This is a genomic window from Flavicella sp. IMCC45537 (genome assembly GCF_057197705.1).
This window is the reverse complement of record NZ_CM170067.1, coordinates 3,119,206-3,138,182: the sequence shown is the minus strand read 5'-3', so window position 1 is coordinate 3,138,182 and position 18,977 is coordinate 3,119,206. Positions and strand designations below refer to the sequence as shown.

Here is an 18,977-nt window from a genome sequence, read left to right as displayed (position 1 = left end):
TTTTTTATAAAACAGAACAATCAAAATAGCTATTGGTCTTGACCACTAAATTACTTTGTTGGAGTAATTTTGAGGTGCACGCAGTATCAAAATAGGTACAGTATTCGTCAAAACCCTGTATTACAAGTGCTAATTCTACAAAAACCTTAATAATTCTAATACCCAATATTCTGGTCACTATTATCTAAAGCATTATTTCCGATGATTTCATTTGAAGGAATTGGAAACCTCATATTCTTTTCAAGAACAGCGGCATCATCCGTAACAAAAGATAAATCTGGGTTCCAAATGCTATGGAATTGTGTTTTGTTTTTAGTATCAAATTGATCACCACCTGTCATTAAAACCTGTCTTCTATCAATTCTAGATTCTAAAAATGAAACCCCTGAATTCTGTTGTCTTCGCAAATCAAACCATTCATGCCCTTCTCCTAAAAGCTCATAAATTCTTTCTTTTAGAATTCTATCTCTTAAATCATCTCCACCTACTAAACCTTGAATCCCTGAAAGGTTATATAAACTTAAATTAGCTCTATCTAAAACCAACTTTACATAATCTTTAGACGATTGATAATTCCCTCTTTCATTTTCAATTTCTGCTAACATCAATAATAAATCGGCATAACGAAAAACCATTCGATTTCTATTAGAATTGATATTCGTATTAGATACTTCTTGGTATTTTTTGATCCAATTCACTGCGAAACCACCCGAAAACTGAGTAGGATAAATCTTTCGAACCTTGAAAGGAGCCACAATTTCTGTATACTGTTCAGATACATATGCTACCGTTCTCCTAGGATCAGGATGTACATCTGTTGTTGCGATATTGTAATCTATATAGTGATCATGTAAAGCCAATCTATTCACTCTTAAGTTTCCACCTGAATCTCTTTGGTTATAAATTGATTTTGCTGGAGCCGTCATAAAAGAATGTTGACCACTTTTTGTAGAAGTTCCGCCGGCGGTATATTGAATTTCAAAAATGCTTTCAGAAGTATTTTCATTTCCCTCAGCAAATAAATCTTCATAACTAGGTACTAAACTATATTTCATAGAATCTTCAACTAATTTAGCATGAGTGTAAGCCAACTCCCAGTAATCATTAGACGAACCTGACAAACCTGATTCTGTAGCCATATTCATATACACCTTTGCCAAATATCCATTTGCAGCATATGATAATGGCCTACCAGGTATATATTCTTCAGAAGGCAACAAATCAGCAGCAATTGTTAAATCCGCGATAATTAGGTCATAAATTTCTTGTTTTGATGATTTTGGTAAAAACAAAGTTCCTTGCTCTGCTGGAACAGTTCTTAAAGGTACTTCTCCCCATACCCTTACCAAATCAAAATAAGTTATGGCTCTAATAAAATGTGCCTGCCCCAAGTTTCTTTCTGTAGTTGAAAAACCTGGTGCTAACTTATGTAAATTCTCTATCAAATGATTTGCATGATCAACACAACTGTAAATCTCTACCCATGTATCATTCAAGTTTTTCAATGAGGGAGAAATATTAAAAGTTCCGAATTGCTCTCCTTTAGATCCTGAACTTGAAAAATAAGGAGTATGTGCACTTGTCATTTGAAAAAAGTTACCTCCACTATAAAACTCTGAAGCAAATTTAGCATAGACACCGTTTACAACACCTTCTATATTTTCTTCAGAAGAGTATAACAATTCTTTATTTAAAGCCCCACTTTCTGCAAGATTGTCACTTACATCTAAAATTTGATCACATGAGACAAATGCTTGTGCTAGAACGATTATAAGGATATATATATATTTCATGATTTTCAATTTTAAAATGTTAATGATGCACCTAAAGTTATAGTACTCTGAATAGGCGGACTTGCAATATCCACACCAGCCACTCCAGGAGTAAAACGCAATGAAGCAATCTCTGGATTCATTCCAGTATATTTAGTTATTGTGAAAACATTACTCATGGATCCAAATACTTTGACAGATTTTATTCCACTATTTCTAAGTGTAAAATCATAACCTAAACTTATATTCTGTAATCTTAAATAACTACCATCTGCAACGGCAACATCTAACACACCCGCATTACTAAGGGCATCTTTTTGAAGATTTATATCCGGTAAAGTACCTCCTGGATTTTCACTACTATATCGATTTAGTAAGTAGTCCCTTCTTACATTATTCCATCTATTTTCAGCACTATAATTCTCCGTTAAGAAATTTGCATTGTAAACATCATTTCCTTTAACACCATAAAAATTCGCATTGAACGACCATTTTTTATAGTAAATATTCGTTCCGAAAGAATAAATAGCATCTGGGTTAGGATCTCCAATGATGGTTTTATCATCATCTGTAATTTGTCCGTCTCCATTTTTATCGACAATATTATAAAAACCTTCAACTTGCGTATTTCCATTCGCCACATCATCGGCTGTAACAATTCCATTGGTTTCAAAACCAAAAAATAATCCTGGAGCCTGTCCTTCTAAATAAACATTCATCGGCACTGTGTTTGTATTTGCAACTTGAATAGGCCTTCCATAGTAGCCAACAAAAGTTCCTGCCGATCCAAATTCACTTTCAACAAGACCTAAATTCTGAATTTCAATTCTATTCATAGAATAACTACCAAATAAATTCCAAGTAAAATTATCACTCCTGAACACGTCTCCATTAATTGCCAATTCTATTCCTTGATTATTAAGAGATCCTTGATTCACAACAATAGTATCATCTCCAGAACTTCCACCTATACTAAGTGTGTTTAATAAATCATCTGATTGTTTATTATAAGCATCAATCGTTACAGAAAGACGATTTGAAAACATCCCTAAATCCAATCCTGTATTGAATTGCTTTTGAGTTTCCCATGTCAAATCTTTACTTGCAATATTTGTTTTTTCGTAGGCAATATGTAAATCTTTATTTGCCGCTGCATATCCTTCTGGAGAAATTTTATAATTCACATAAGTTAAATTATTCCCTACCCTTTGATTCCCAGTTTCACCGTAACCTACTCTCAGCTTTAATTGATTGATTGCTGTATCAGCATCCTCGATAAATGATTCTTTATGAATTTCCCATGCGGCACTTATCGCCGGAAATAATCCATATCTATTTTTACCAATAAACTTACTAGACCCATCATATCTTAAAGAGGCAGACACTTTATAGCGATCTTTAAATCCATAAGTTCCCCTTCCTAAAAAAGATATCATTCTCTCTGGTCCATAATTATAAACCGTAGGTTCTATAATTGAAGCACCATAAAAATCTCTACCTCTATTTTCTTGCCCCTCTAAAGAATAATTAGAAGCTCTGGTATAATTTTTTTCTGAATCTGTACTATTGTAAACTATCCCTCCTAATAAGGTATACCTATGGTCTCCAATTGCTTTAGGCTTGTAAGTAATGGTATTATCTAAATTATAAGAAAATCGATTTAAATTAGACTTTGCATACCTTCCTTCTCTTGTCAATCCTTGATTTGTGCCCACTCCTTGCCAAATATCAAGTACTCCTTTTCTATAATCCGCACCTACTCTAAAATTATAAATCAAGTCTTTCCTCAACTTATATTCTACAGATAAATTTCCAAGCACTCTATTCTCTGTTGAGATATTGTCATAGTCATCTACCCAGCCTCTTGGATTCAAACGAAAACTCTCATTATCTAATGGTGCTAAATCCTCTCTCAACTCAAGCGGAAAATTATCATTTATATGTCTGTAAACAGAATTTGTTTCTCCTGCATTAGACCCACTTACCCCTGGTAAAGAATTCTCAGTTAAGGTGTAAGATATTTTCCCTCCAATTTTTAATTTTTTATTGAATCTGTGACTTGCATTTAAATTTAAATCTAACTTATTCAAATATGCATTCGCTAAAACTCCTTCTTGTTTAAAATATCCAACAGAGCTATAGTACTTTGTATCTTCTGTACCTCCTGAAGCAGTAAATCTAGAGTTTGTAGAAAAAGTAGTTCTATACAAATCTGTCCAATTCATCGGCTCATAAATTCCAATCAAATCTAAATCACCGCTATTATCATCATCATTTCTTGACACAAAATTATACAAACCATCTTCTCGGATTTCAAAAGGAAACCTTCCTTCTGGATATAAATATTCAGTTCCTGAGTTGGAATCCGGATGGGCAGTATATTTATCATTTGTAAAGGCAACATATTCTTCAGTATTCAAAATATCATATGGTAAATTTGCTGTTCCAACGGTTGTACTTGTAGAAAAATTAAATGTAGGCTCTCCCAATTTTCCTTTTTTTGTTGAAATCAGAATCACTCCATTTGCTCCTAAAGAACCATATATTGCCGTAGCAGATGCATCCTTTAAAACTTGAATAGACTCAATATCTTCTGGTGCAACCCCACCGATACCACTTTTACTAGCCCCTTGAAAGTTTGTTGGATCTGTCAATGACTCTTGCGAACTATCCATTACAATTCCATCAATTACATAAAGTGGTTGATTTGATCCTGTTAAACTTGAAACTCCTCTAATATTAATAGAAACAGCGGCTCCAGGCTCTCCGCTAGATACTACATTCACCCCAGAGGTACCTCTAAGTAAACTTTCTACTACAGCTACCCCGGCTTTATCATCTGTAACAGGTTTTACCGTTGCAATAGACGCAGTGATATCAGCCTTAGAAGAACTTCCATATCCTATCACCACAACTTCCTCCAAAGATTCTGACCCTGTAGTTAGTTGAATATTTATTACTTTTTGATCTTCTACTCTAATCTCCTGGGTCTCAAACCCCACAAAACTAATCACTAAAACCGAACTTTTATCTCTTACGGTTAATTCATAATTTCCATCAAAATCAGAGGTGGTTCCATTTGGTGCTCCTTTTTCTAGAATGGTTGCTCCTGGTAAAGGCTCTCCAGTGTTATCTTTAACTACTCCATGCACAGCTATCTGTGCAACAGCAGAAATCGAAACAAATAATACGAGAACTATACTTGTAATATTCTTCATAGTTTAAAAATTGGTTTAGTTTAGATTAGCAATTTACTTCACCTATCTATAAACGTGGTGCAAGGAGCATCCGAATAGGTACAATAATCGTCAACCTACTATAAAACAAGGGCTAACCTTATTAAATATAACGCAATTTTTAATAACTAAAAAATTAATTAAGACGGTTTATCTTCTAAACCACTAAGAAAACTTGTTGGAGATTCTCCATAAAACTTCTTAAATGAAGTACTGAAATACTTTGGATTTGAGAAACCTGACTGGTAGGCGATTTCTTTTACGCTCATCCCTCCTTTTATCAGCAAACTTTTTCCATACTTCAATTTTGTATGAATGATAAAATCTTGAGGAGACAGGTCTATTAAATTTTTAAGTTTCATATACAACGAAGTTCTACTCATTCCAACACTTTCACATAAATCATGAACCGAAAAAGAAGTATCTGAAATATTATGCAACAAGGTTGCCTCTAAATTTGTCACAAAACTTTCATCTTTAGAATTTCTGTATTGTGTGGCAGTATCTTTTTCAGATTGATGTACATACTTTTTACGCAACTTTTTTTGCCAACTCAATGTATTTGTAATCTTAGCCAAAAGTAAATTGATATCTAATGGTTTCTCTATATACTCAGAAATTCCACTTTCTATGCTTTCAATTTTTAATTCAGAATTATTTAATACAGTCATCATAAATACAGGAATATGATTTAGATTGATATCGTCCAACAGTCGTTTTGCCATTTGCATCCCATCCATTTCTGGCATGATTAAATCTGTTAGTATAATATCTGGAAAAATCTGACCTGCTAGCTCTAAACCTTCTTGACCGTTGGATGCCTCGTAAATTTGAAAATAAGTACCAAGACTTCTGGCTAATAAAGAACGTAACTCGTTATTATCTTCAACAATCAATATTTTACGATCACTAAAAGCATCAATATCGCCTTGGTCATTAATCGTGAACTCCTTTTGAAAACTTTCCTCTAACACTACCGATTTTTTATAACCTTCTTCTCTATTAGGAATACAAACTTTAAAAGTAGTTCCAACATTTTCTTCACTCTCAAAACTTATCGTTCCACCTGAAGCTTCCACAAGATTTTTAACCATCATCAAACCTAAGCCTGTTCCTGGTTTCTGACTATTTACCACATTTCGAGCTCTATAAAATCTTTTTAAAATAAATTTCTGCTGGTCTTTAGGAATCCCCATACCTGTATCGCTTACCTCTATTTGCAATTGACTTTTCAGGGTCGTTTTCAATTTCACATCAATGGTTCCTTCTTTTTTAGAATACTTTACCGCATTAGAAACCAGATTGAAAACAATTTTATTCAAAGTTTCTTTATCAAAATAAAAAACTTCATTTTTCCATTTATTCTCAATCGTTAATTTAATATCATACTCTTCTAACAGCGGCTTAAAATTTAAAACAAGTTCTTTGATATGTTTTTCTAAAGGAAGCTTAGATACATTTTGACCTGGTTTATTAACTGTTGATTTTTTAAAATTCAACATTTGCTCAAACAAAGCATTTAATCTTGTAATTGTTTTTTTCACTTGACTATTCGCTTCTTTTTCTGGAGTTTCAGAAAAAGTTTCTAAAGAGGATAATAAAATTGTTAATGGCGTTCTAATTTCATGCGTTAAGTTATTAAAAAACTCAATTTGTTCATCTGCATTGCGTTTACTTACAATAAACTGGGTAAAATAAATGGTGATCACAAAAACAATAACAACTAACATAAAGTAGACAAAATAAGCAGTTGTGGTAGCCCACCAAGGTCTCATTACAGTAATATTTATAGAACGTTCAGGTCCCCATTCACCAAAACCATTAGAAGCTTTTACCCTAAAAACATAATCACCAAAACTAAGATTTGTAAAGTTTACTTGTCTGTTTATTTCTGGTAACGACCAAGTTTCTGAAAAGCCTTCTAACTTCCATGAGTATTTTACTTTTGATGAAGCTTGGTTTGAAACCCCTAAATATTTTAAGGTAATAGAATTCTCAGAATATTTTAATTGAATATCCTTTACGGTATTAATATGTCCTTTTAACAAAGAGTCTTTTGGTGAAATAACTTTGTTAAAAACACTAAACTCATCAAAGACAACATTTGGCAAATTGGCTTTTTTACTGTCAATCTCTTCAGGATTAAAAATAGTTACACCTTGCACCCCTCCAAACGCAAAGGTTTTGTCATCTATTTTTTTAAAACTTCCATAATTAAAATCTGTACTTGACAAACCATCATTTTTATCAAAAACATGTATGACTGTATCTTTCTCCTTAATTAATATTTGAGACAACCCTTTAGTGGTACTCGCCCAAATTTCATTTTCATTATATGGAATGATCCCCTGAATGATATCAGATGGCAATCCAGAAGAAACAGAAATTTTATAGTTTTCTTTTTTTTCATGATCATACATCAATAAACCACCCCCATTTGTACCAATCAATATTTTATTTTCCGTGAACTGGGTTAACACATTGATTGTTGCCAAATTTAAATCTTTGTGCACATCGCGAAGTGCCTTATAATCCGTGATTTTATCATTTACAATGACACTCACCCCATTTCTCCCTGCTATCAGGATAGCTTCTCCAAATTCAATAATAGAGCGTACATCTCTTATTGGATAACTACTTACTTTTCCTGATTTTGAAAGCTTTAAGGTTTCTCCTTCTATACCCCCAAACCATATGCTTTTGTCACTGTCCTTAAAAATAACATATACTTTTTTTAACTCTAAATCTAAGGACTGTACGGATAAGTTATGAATATTGACCTTAAAAACACCTTTGTTAAAAGTACCAACCCACATAAAGTCACCATCACTTTCAAGCGTTAAAACAATATCATTTATTTGTTTCAAATGCCTCCATTTATTGTTTTTAGGTTCTAGAATGCTAATTCCATTTTTGGTACCAAACCAACGCCTTCCTAAAGCATCCACCTCTATAGAACGTGTGAAATTATTTTTTAGACTGTTTTCAGTATTGGGTTCGTGTTTTAATTTCTTAAAAACCATTTTTGACTTGTCAAGAAAATTAAGTCCACCCCCATAAGTTGCCACCCAAATAATTCCTTGACGATCAATAATAATATCATATACCCCATTACTTGTAAGAGAATTTAACTGATCTTCGCTATGGAAATAATGACTCAATAAATTATAATCATTATTTAAAACAAACACTCCAGCACCATCCGTTCCAACCAAAAAGTCACCTGTTTTGTCTTTAGTAATGACACGAATTGGATTTGATACCTCAACGCTTTCAATTTTATTTAAATCTTGAAATCTATTGTCTATTTTAAAAAGACCTCTTTTTTTTGTACCCAATAAGTAATCGCTTTTATTTCTAGCGATACTCATAATATTCAAATTTTTTCTAGATACTTGACGCAATTTTTCTTTTTGAATATTATAAACCATCAAACCTCTTGCAGTTCCGAGCAATAATTTTCCATTAACGCCAGTAACAACAGTTTGTATCCCAATCCTTACCTTACTAATTTCAATGGTTTTATTTACAAACTCGGAGGATGCCGGATCATACAACCAAAGCCCATTATAGGCTCCAATCCAGATTCTACCATTTAAATCTTCACAAATACTTTTTACCAAATTTGGTCTAAGCTTTCCATTTGGAATAATATAGTTGAAGGTATCATACTTTGCATCATACAAGCAAATTCCTTTATCAATACCTAACCAAACTCTATTCTTAGAATCTATAAAAAGAGTATTTACTCGATTCCCCGCTTCCTTTGGCAGACCTTTTTGCTTGGAATAAGTATCGGCAAAAACAGAATTATATTTTACGACACCTTCTTCAGTTGCCATCCAAATATTCCCAGTTTGATCCTGGTCAATATTATAAATGATACTTTGCGAAACCCCATTCTCCGCATTTAGCTTCTCAAAATCAATATTATTTTGTCCAAATACTGAACCAAATAGCGCGAAAGTGAAAACCAATAATAAAGGAAATTTTCTAAACATAAAACGAAAAAGTAAGGTGTTGATTTTAGATGATAAGTTAATAAATCTAAAAATAAAAAGAAGTGTAAAACTACAAAACTCTACTACAAATACAAGAATTTATCAAATACTATTCAATTTTAAATACTGTAAAACATACGTTTAAAGTAAAAATTACAATGCACTTAAGTTAAAACAAAGCCTTAAGCAAAGGTTTTTAACCTCTTACAATAGTAACTCAAAAATAGACTCATAAACTTCTCCAATAATTTAAATAACAAAACTCCATTACTTGCTGGATATTGAATCAGGAAAATTCAATTACTTTTAAAATACAGTTCTAAATATGAAAAATGTTGGTTTTATTTCTAACAGATTTGTATAATTTACATGCAATTATTACAAAATTTACACAACCCTGTTAATTGGTTTTTCTTAATTTTGTATCGTAATTTAAAGAACATTCATTATGACTAAATACGATGTAACCGTTATTGGTGCTGGACCTGGAGGATATGTAGCTGCAATCCGTTGTGCTCAATTAGGATTGAAAACTGCAATTATTGAAAAATACTCAACTCTTGGAGGAACTTGTTTAAATGTAGGATGTATTCCTTCTAAAGCATTATTAGATTCTTCTCACCATTACCATGATGCGACCAAACATTTTGAAAAACATGGTATCGGCGTAGAAGGATTGAGTTTAAATTTCGAACAAATGATTGCTCGTAAAGGAGAAGTTGTTGCGCAAACGACAGGAGGAATCGATTACCTAATGAGTAAAAATAATATCGACAGATACGAAGGTGTTGGTTCTTTTTTTGACACAACACATATCAATATTGCAAAACCTGATGGATCTGTAGAAAAAATAGAATCTGCAAAAACTATTATTGCTACGGGTTCAAAACCTTCAACATTACCATTTATCTCTTTGGATAAAAAACGAGTAATAACCTCTACAGAAGCTTTAAAACTAAAAGAGGTACCGAAACACCTTATCGTAATTGGTGGTGGAGTAATTGGACTAGAATTAGGGCAAGTATATGCAAGATTAGGAGCTGAAGTTTCTGTGATTGAATATATGCCTAAAATTGTTCCTGGAATGGATGGAATGTTATCTAAAGAATTACAAAAATCATTGAAAAAACAAGGTATTAAATTCTTTGTTGGTCATAAAGTAACTTCTGTAACAAATACAGGTGATGAAGTTGTAGTTACGGCAGATGATAAAAAAGGAAATCCGGTAGAATTTAAAGGAGATTATTCTTTAATTTCTGTTGGACGTAGACCTTATACTGATGGTTTAGGATTGAACAATATCGGAATCGTTACAACAGAAAGAGGTCAAATTGATACGAACGAACATTTACAAACAAACATTCCAAATATTTATGCCATTGGTGATGTTGTGAAAGGTGCTATGTTAGCCCACAAAGCAGAAGAAGAAGGAACTATGGTTGCTGAATTTATAGCTGGAGAAAAACCACATATCAACTACAACTTAATTCCAGGTGTAGTATACACTTGGCCAGAAGTTGCCGCTGTAGGAAAAACAGAGGAGCAATTAAAAGAAGAAGGTGTAAAATACAAAGTAGGAAGTTTCCCTATGCGTGCCTTGGGTAGAGCTAGAGCCAGTATGGATATTGACGGACAGGTAAAAGTATTAGCAGATGCAACAACCGATGAAATTTTAGGAGTTCATATGATTGGAGCCAGAGCTGCTGATATGATTGCTGAGGCTGTAGTAGCCATGGAATTTAGAGCATCTGCGGAAGATGTTTCAAGAATGTCGCATGCGCATCCTACCTATACAGAAGCAATAAAAGAAGCCTGTTTAGCTGCTACTGATGATAGAGCATTGCATATTTAATATATCAGAACAAATATTAAAAAAGGTCTATGATTGTCATAGACCTTTTTTATTTTCGCAAACAAAAAATGCTATCAAAAATTTTACTTGCACTAAGTGTAATTACCCTTCTTGTTTCTTGTAGTCCAAAAATCAATAGTCAATTCACAAAAAGATATCCTAGTCTATCTCAATCAGAAAAATTAAAAATATACAAACCCGAAACATACTCAAAACGAGATAACAGTCATAATGAACTAATCGGTTCTATATCCGTATCTGATGGCGGCTTTACAACAAATTGTTCCTATGATAGAATGCTACAGATTGTAATAGACAGTGCTCGCGCAAACGGAGGAAATATCATTGGTTTAAAAAAACATAGAAAACCTTCCTTCTTTGGCTCATCATGTCACCAATTTGAAGGAGATATTTTAAGAAAAATATCTAAACAGAAAGATTCTCTTAGTGCTTATTCAAAAACAGGCATAACTCAAGACGATACTTTTGATAACTTAAAAGATGTAGTAACACATCCTTTTTTGTTTAGCGTCAATATTGGCCCTTCTATTACAATTGGAAAAAAAGACAACTCCACTGAATTCACAAGAGCTATACATGATATATTAAAAGTTGGAACTCAGTTTTCATTCAGCGGTTTGTACCAAATTAATAATACAGAAGCGATTGGACTAAAATATAGTTATACTTATAGAGGTGGTAGTCTCAACGATGAATTTATTGAGTTTAACAACACAACCAAACCAACAGAATTTGGCGTTTTAAATCTTGAGACATCTGTGAATTATTATGCTCTCAAATTCTATAATGAATATCCATTTGGAAACAACAAAAACAGATTTACTCTAGACGGTTCTGTTGGGTATTTTACTTATAAGGAAGTTTCTGGTATTGAAACTATTCTTACTGTAACATCTGGCAACCTTGGTTTAGATTTTTATACAGGGTATGAAAGAATGATTAATGAGCAATTTGCAATCGGACTTAATGCGGGATTGTTCTATGGAACAATATCTAAATTAGACATCACTGATGGTCAATCAACTGAAAAAATTCATTTAGATAGAGAATATCGAATAAACTTATCGAGTATTAATATTGGTCTTAATTTAAGCTATAGATTATAATTTTCATGAAAAACCTTATTAACACGGACTCATTAATTTAACAACTCTATTCCTAACCTTTTGCATACTTGAGGGAGGAGCAAATAACTTCTTTTAAAATATTAATAGAATATATATGTTAGACATAAATGGTTTATTTATTTTCGTAAAAAAAATAAAATCTAACGATGTCAAGCATTAAATACATACCTCATATAGACTCCTTAAGAGGTCTTGCTGTTTTGCTAGTTCTTAGTTTTCACTTTAACATTTCTTTTTTAAGTGGTGGATTTATTGGTGTAGATATGTTTTTTGTCATAAGTGGATTTTTAATATCTAGTATTATTCAAAACAAAATATCTAAAGGATCGTTTAGCTACAAGGATTTCTATTTGCGTAGAATTAAAAGATTACTTCCAGCTGGATATACAACCATAATCGTAACATGTATTTTTAGTTTATATATTTTCCCGATAAATCTTTTCGAAAAAGTAGTAAAAACTGGACTTCCTTCAATGTTATCATTTTCAAATATTCATTTTTTCAAAGAATCTGGTTATTTTGATATTACTGGTGAATTAAAACCATTACTTCACACTTGGTCATTATCTGTAGAAGAACAATTCTATCTTATTTGGCCGGTTTTAGTTGTTATTTATCTTAAAATAAAAAATAGAGTATTAAAAAATATCCTTTTAGGAATATTGTTCATTTCTAGTTTGATCTCTTCTGAATATTTTTTATCCATAGATGAATCTGCTTCATTTTATTTAACACCATTCAGAGGATTCGAGTTTATGATAGGCGCTATTGGAGTTAACATACATCTAGAAAGATTTAACAAAACGATTAAAGAAATGTTAACTCTATTTTCTCTAATAGGAATTATTTCAATTTCTACTCTATACAATCAATCAACAAAATTCCCGGGAATTAATGCTATTTTCCCATGTCTATTTACAATTATATTAATTATATCAACTCAGAAAAACAGCTTTATAGGGTCTATATATAACAATGCGTTCTTTCGTTATTTAGGTAAAATCTCTTATTCTTTATACCTTGTTCACTGGCCTATTTTGGTTTTTTACAAATATAAAATAACCCAAAAATTCAATATTTTTGATTTAGCCATCCTATATGCAGCCTCATTTCTATTGGCAATCGGGCTTTATTATATTATTGAAAACAAATTCAGACATTCTAAAAACACTAAATATCATGTTCCTGCCTTACTTACCTCAATATTATTATTCGTAGGTCTAAACGTTTATACAAATAATTCTAACTTAGAACTATTGAAAAACAAAGACTACCCTGAATACAGTTCGAAAGAAATTCGTTTTGAATCAAGAAATAGAGAACGACATATTCAAGAAGCCCAAAACTTAACTATTGATACGATTCCTGGCAAACGCGTTTTAATTATAGGTGACAGTCATGCTCCAGATGCATTAAATTTTTTAAAAATAGCATACCCAAATTACAAATATAATATCATTACGAATGGAGGTTGTCCTCCATTAACAAAGGAAGATTTTTTTGAGATACAACCAGGAGATGCAAAAATGCAAAATAATTGTTTAGATTGTATTGAAAGTCTTTATTATAAAGATATATGTAAAAACTATGATTATGTGGTTATTAGTACATTCATTGTTGGCAAATACAAACCTCAACACATTCTAAATTTTATTAATAAAATGAAACTTACCACCTCTGCTCAATTCATAGTTTTTGGAAACTTTATTCAATTCACTAGACCTCTTCCAGATATTTTAGCAAACGGTGGAATTAATTATCAAAAGGACATTCAAGACTTTGCTTTACATGAAGAAACATTAAAAGAAAATGCAAAAAACAATTATAAGTTTTACAGTAAAACTGATCTTCTTTGTTCTAGTCAAAACCCTAAAAATTGCACATTTATAATTGACAACAAAAAACTTTTAACCTATGACTCAAACCATTTAAGTTACTACGCTTGTGAAATTATTGCTCAAAATATAAAACTTAAAAAGCTTGAAATTTTAAAATAATATTCATGAAAAAAACCATCCCTACTCCCATTGCCGCTTACCTCATTAAAGACAAAGCATATGCGTATTGCACTTGCGAAAAATCTGGTGAATACCCTTATTGTGATGGAAATCATAAAGGAACAGATAAAAAACCCTTATTATTTAAAGTTCCAGAAAACACAAAAACCTTTTTATGCACCTGTGGACATAGTCAGGACAAACCTTATTGTGACGGATCTCACTAATTTAGAAACTCTCTAAAACCTTTTTTAGCTATTTTTAGGCAAACTAAAACACTTATTTATGCCTGTAGTAGAATTGAAAGAAGGAAGAAATTATTCATACTGTACCTGTGGTCATTCAGAAACGATGCCGTTTTGCGATGGTACACATAAAGAAAAAGGAGGAGGACCACCTTTACGATTTAAGGCCGAAAAATCCGGTGAAAGCGCACTTTGTGGATGTGGAAAAAGCCAGAACAAACCTTATTGCGATGGTTCGCACAACGGATAAAATAAAAAGCACCCTTCGACAAGCTCAGGGTGCTTTTTTTATACTGATAATATTGCTTAAGTCAACCTTCGTCAAGCTCAGGCCATTTTTTCTCTAATAAAGGGCTTCCATTTTTTCTTGTATCAAGTCTAATCTTAAATTTCCGACACTACCTATATGGGTATGGTTTACATTGAGATCAGGCTTAAATTCTCCTTTTTGAATTTTTTCTCCGACAATTTTATAGGCATCTCTAAACGGAGTACCTGCTTGAACCAAAGCATTTACCTCTTCAACACTAAAAATATATTTATATTTATCATCAGCAACAATATTTTCTGTGATGATAATATTCTCCAAAGAAAACACCATCATATCCAAACAAGATTTCAGGGTAGATACTGAAGGAATCAACCCTTCTTTTACCAACTGTAAATCTCTATGGTAACCACTTGGTAAGTTATTAGTAATCAAAGTTAACTCATACGGTAAAGCTTGTAACTTATTGCACTTCCCTCGAATCAACTCAAATACATCTGGATTTTTTTTATGAGGCATGATACTTGAACCTGTTGTCAATTCATCTGGAAAAGTAACAAATCCAAAGTTCTGACTCATATACAAGCAAATATCCATACTCATTTTAGACAACGTAGCAGAAATACTAGCTATTGCAAAAGAAATAGATTTTTCCAGTTTCCCACGTCCCATTTGAGCCGCAACAGAATTTACTTTTAAGGCTTCAAAACCCAATTCTTTTGTTGTCATTTCTCTATCTATAGGAAATGAAGACCCATATCCAGCAGCAGAACCTAAAGGATTTTGATCAGCTACTTTATAGGCAGCATCTAAAAAATAAACGTCATCAATTAAGCTTTCAGCATAAGCAGAAAACCACATTCCAAAAGAAGAAGGCATTGCAACTTGTAAATGCGTATACCCTGGTAGAAGATGATTCTTATATTTTTCAGCCAATTCAATTAATAAATCAAATAATTTTTTGGCCCAATCTTTCAATTCTAAAATTGCTTCTTTGGAATACAAATGTACATCTAATAAAACTTGATCATTTCGAGAACGAGCAGTATGAATTTTCTTTCCAGCATCTCCTAACTTTTCTGTTAGCAACCATTCTACTTTAGAATGTACATCTTCAAAAGAATCTTCAATGGTAAAAGTTCCATCTTCTACAGTTTTCATGATAGCATTCAATTCCGCTACCAAACCTTCCAATTCTTCATCAGTAATAGTACCAATTGAGTTTAACATTCTAGTTTGTGCAATATTCCCTAGAACATCATACTTTGCTAATTGTAAATCTAACTCTCTATCGTTTCCTACCGTAAAAATGTCAATTTTTTTATCTGTAGCGTATCCTTTATCCCAAAGTTTCATATATGTACTTTTTGTATGACGGCAAAGATACTGTTTCAATAAGAAAGAGAAAAACGTAATTCTATTTTATCAAAGAAGTTTCAAATTATAAAAACTCGCTTCATTATTCTTTATGTAAGGCTGCTTAGTATAACAATTGTAGAGAATTGTGGACACTAAGAAAACCGTTGTCTATATAAAACCTAACAAAAGAAACAAGCAATACATTTTTTAACAAGTTGATTCCTTTCTTAAAAAACTGAAATACAGCTAAATTAGCAAAACACTCTATAAACCTTAAAAGATGAACTTACACAAAACGCTAACGATTCTAAAAATCATCATTGTCTGCAATATTTTCACCATAAATGGTCAACCTCCCAAATTAGAAAACGGAACATGGCTTAAAGTTAAAAAGTTAAGTGACGAGTTTACCGGTAAAAAAATTGATACTAAAAAATGGAACATCGATCCTGAAAAACATTATGAATTGAACTGGCTTGGTAGAGCACCAGCCCTTTTTCAAAAAGAAAGTTTTGGTATCAAAGATGGATATTTAACCATAGAAGTTGGAGAATTGCCAAAGCCTGTTACCATAGGGAAATCCACTTACAAGTATCATGGAGGCATCTTAAGATCTTTCAAAAAAACATCTATCGGACATTATTACGAATGTCGAATGAAAATGAATAAAACCGAAATGGGAGGGGGTTTCTGGCTTTGCCACAAAGGAACCTGCGAAAATAAAAATGAAATTGACATTACAGAATCCGTTGGTAGGTTAACAGAGCAAACTCATAACTGGGCTTATGATTGGGATAAAATTATGCATTCCAATGCTATACATCGTGGATCTACCTGTGTAAAACAGGTTAGAGATCAAAAGAAAATGGCTCCACCTACTAAAAACCATGAACGCTTTTACACTTATGGATTTTATTGGAAAAGTGCTACCGAGTTATTATTTTATTTAGATGGCGAATATGTTTACACATTAACACCTCCAGTTCCGTTCAATCAAGATTTAATTTTACAATTTTCTATTGAAGCTTATGATTGGAACCCAATTCCTGAAATTGGAAGCAAGGTTGCAACCGGAACCAAAGAGGAAAGAACAACTCTTGTTGACTACATAAGGGTTTATAAATTAAAACCATAGGATTTGAAGTATTTCAATTTCAAATAATATCTCTTGCTGAATCGAATATAATGGATCCCTTTTTTCAAATTGAATTCATAACTCTTTCCAACCTAATTTCTTCAACACAAAAGATTCATGATATTTAAAATGGATCAAAGTTCTTCCAACATCTTTAAGGAGAAACAGGACTTAATGGATTCGATAAGATTGCCTAATGAAAGATTCATCAATACCATTACAAACTCTTAACCAATATGACAAAAAAACAAATTAATATATTCCTTTTTTCATACCTATCATTGTACTGCCTAACCGTTCAAGCACAACATGCTTCTCAACGATTCCCTATACTTTACAACATGGTGCACCACAACCCTGGTGAACCAAGATTTAATACAAAATACGCAAATACAGAATACATAAAAGAAATTGGGTACAATGGACAAATACCTAAATTTGAAATTCAATGTGCTGTTACCTATGATGATTATGAAGAAGGTCTTGTACCATTTCAAACGGAAGAGCGATTATGGATCGAACGGAAAGCGGCTGATATCAGAATCCAACTAAACAAAGCCAAAAGTAATGGTATGCCTATTTTCCCATTTACGGATGTTTTGGTAGTTCCCAAATCTGTGATGCAAAAATATGGCAACGAAATGAAGATAGATGGAAAGTTATCCATACAGAAAAAAAGAACTCAAAATATTCTAAAAGCGCAAATCACTGAAATTTTCAAAACATTTCCAGAACTGGAAGGATTGACGATTCGTTTTGGTGAAACTTATTTACACGACACCCCTTTCCATGTTGGAAATCGCCCTGTATACTCACCTGAAGACCATATTAAAATCATCAATATTTTAAGAGAGGAGATTTGTGTAAAAAGAAATAAAAAATTGATTTATAGAACCTGGGATTGGGGGAAGATAAAACGAAAACTCCACTTAGTACCAGAGGTTTATTTAAAAGTAACTAATGCTATTGAACCACATGCTAACCTATACTTCTCAACAAAAAACATCAATGGTGACTTCTTACGTGGCTTGCCTTTCAATAAAACCCTTGGAATTGGAAACCACCAACAAATTGTCGAAATCTCCATCAATCAAGCAGGGATGTACGGGAAAAATGCGCATCCTTACTATATTGGCAAAGGTATAATTGAGGGGTGGCCTGAAATGGAAAAGAAAAAAGGAATTCGCGATGTATACAACCACAAACAAGTAAAAGGAATTTGGACTTGGACCTGGGGTGATGGCTGGTTTGGACCTTATTTTGGAAATGAATTTTGGTTAGATTTAAATGCTCATGTAATTCAAGAGTTCACAAAAAAACCATTGAAACAAGAGGAAGAAATATTTAATGATTATGCAACAAATGTTTTAAACATGACAGCAGAAAATGTTCACAAATTAAGAAAACTGTGCATGTTATCGGTAGATGCTGTTTATAAGGGTCAAGCCACTAATTTTCATAGAACTTCTCCTTGGTGGATTCGTGATCATTTTTTTACAGCACTAAACATGTCAGATTTTGTAAAAAACGGAGTGGATAAAAAAGTTTTGGATGAGAAAAATGAAAATTTAAAAAATTGGTACAAAATGGAAAACTTAGCCTACAGCATTGAGTTACCTAATAAAAAAAATGAAGACTTCATTAGAGTATCGACAACCTATGGACGTATTAAATACGAATTGATTGAATTGATTTATCGCACCCAAATCCTATTTGCAAGGATGGAATTAAAAGGGAAAGATTTCGATAAAAAAGAGGCGCAATTTATTGTAGACACCTATCATGCTAAATGGAAGGAATGGCTAACACTAAAAAGAGAAAATACCAACTGCCCTACATTGTATGTTGATTATGAATCCATTCACTGCCAAGGAAACGATCCTTTTATCAAGTCAATTGAGAAATTAGAAGTACTTCTGAGAAATCATTAGTAAATACTTTCTAAAACACAAACTATTTCAGCA

The 18,977-nt window shown here is 32.4% G+C and carries 11 protein-coding genes; 7 read left to right on the top strand and 4 right to left on the bottom strand.

Translation table 11 applies throughout. The features are described from left to right. Positions 1–155: 155 nt before the first annotated feature. From AC2DGP_RS12635 to AC2DGP_RS12625, 3 genes are all read right to left on the bottom strand, one after another. Positions 156–1,793 (bottom strand): RagB/SusD family nutrient uptake outer membrane protein, encoded by a 1,638-nt coding sequence (locus AC2DGP_RS12635; protein WP_484490423.1) that lies wholly within the window; start codon positions 1,791–1,793, stop codon positions 156–158. 11 nt (positions 1,794–1,804) lie between these two features. After that, entirely contained in the window at positions 1,805–4,990 is a 3,186-nt protein-coding gene (locus AC2DGP_RS12630; protein ID WP_484490422.1) for a SusC/RagA family TonB-linked outer membrane protein, read from the bottom strand. Between the two features lie 158 nt (positions 4,991–5,148). Further along, complete coding sequence (locus AC2DGP_RS12625; protein ID WP_484490421.1) at positions 5,149–9,009, bottom strand: hybrid sensor histidine kinase/response regulator transcription factor; 3,861 nt, start codon at positions 9,007–9,009, stop codon at positions 5,149–5,151. Positions 9,010–9,457: 448 nt separating this feature from the next. On the opposite strand from AC2DGP_RS12625, the gene lpdA reads away from it, so the two are divergent. The 5 genes from lpdA (at position 9,458) to AC2DGP_RS12600 (ending at position 14,501) form a co-directional block, all read left to right on the top strand. Beyond that, positions 9,458–10,861, top strand: a complete 1,404-nt coding sequence (gene lpdA / locus AC2DGP_RS12620; protein WP_484490420.1) for a dihydrolipoyl dehydrogenase — start codon at positions 9,458–9,460, stop codon at positions 10,859–10,861. Between the two features lie 68 nt (positions 10,862–10,929). Next, the gene (locus AC2DGP_RS12615) at positions 10,930–11,988 is read left to right on the top strand and encodes a hypothetical protein (protein ID WP_484490419.1); all 1,059 of its coding nucleotides are present in this window, start codon (positions 10,930–10,932) and stop codon (positions 11,986–11,988) included. Positions 11,989–12,155: 167 nt separating this feature from the next. After that, on the top strand, positions 12,156–14,006 hold the full coding sequence (locus AC2DGP_RS12610) for an acyltransferase family protein (RefSeq protein ID WP_484490418.1): 1,851 nt from the start codon (positions 12,156–12,158) through the stop codon (positions 14,004–14,006). 5 nt (positions 14,007–14,011) lie between these two features. Then, the gene (locus AC2DGP_RS12605; protein WP_484490417.1) at positions 14,012–14,233 is read left to right on the top strand and encodes a CDGSH iron-sulfur domain-containing protein; all 222 of its coding nucleotides are present in this window, start codon (positions 14,012–14,014) and stop codon (positions 14,231–14,233) included. A gap of 58 nt (positions 14,234–14,291) precedes the next feature. Beyond that, positions 14,292–14,501: a CDGSH iron-sulfur domain-containing protein gene (locus AC2DGP_RS12600; RefSeq protein ID WP_484490416.1), complete on the top strand. Its 210-nt coding sequence runs from the start codon at positions 14,292–14,294 to the stop codon at positions 14,499–14,501. 93 nt (positions 14,502–14,594) lie between these two features. Here AC2DGP_RS12600 and argH read toward each other — a convergent pair whose 3' ends face one another. Continuing rightward, positions 14,595–15,875 (bottom strand): argininosuccinate lyase, encoded by a 1,281-nt coding sequence (gene argH / locus AC2DGP_RS12595; protein WP_484490415.1) that lies wholly within the window; start codon positions 15,873–15,875, stop codon positions 14,595–14,597. Positions 15,876–16,158: 283 nt separating this feature from the next. On the opposite strand from argH, the gene AC2DGP_RS12590 reads away from it, so the two are divergent. Then, on the top strand, positions 16,159–17,013 hold the full coding sequence (locus AC2DGP_RS12590; protein ID WP_484490414.1) for a LamG domain-containing protein: 855 nt from the start codon (positions 16,159–16,161) through the stop codon (positions 17,011–17,013). Positions 17,014–17,249: 236 nt separating this feature from the next. Then, positions 17,250–18,944 carry a hypothetical protein gene (locus tag AC2DGP_RS12585; protein WP_484490413.1) on the top strand — a complete coding sequence of 565 codons (1,695 nt, stop codon included), beginning with the start codon at positions 17,250–17,252 and terminating at the stop codon, positions 18,942–18,944. Positions 18,945–18,977: the final 33 nt, after the last annotated feature.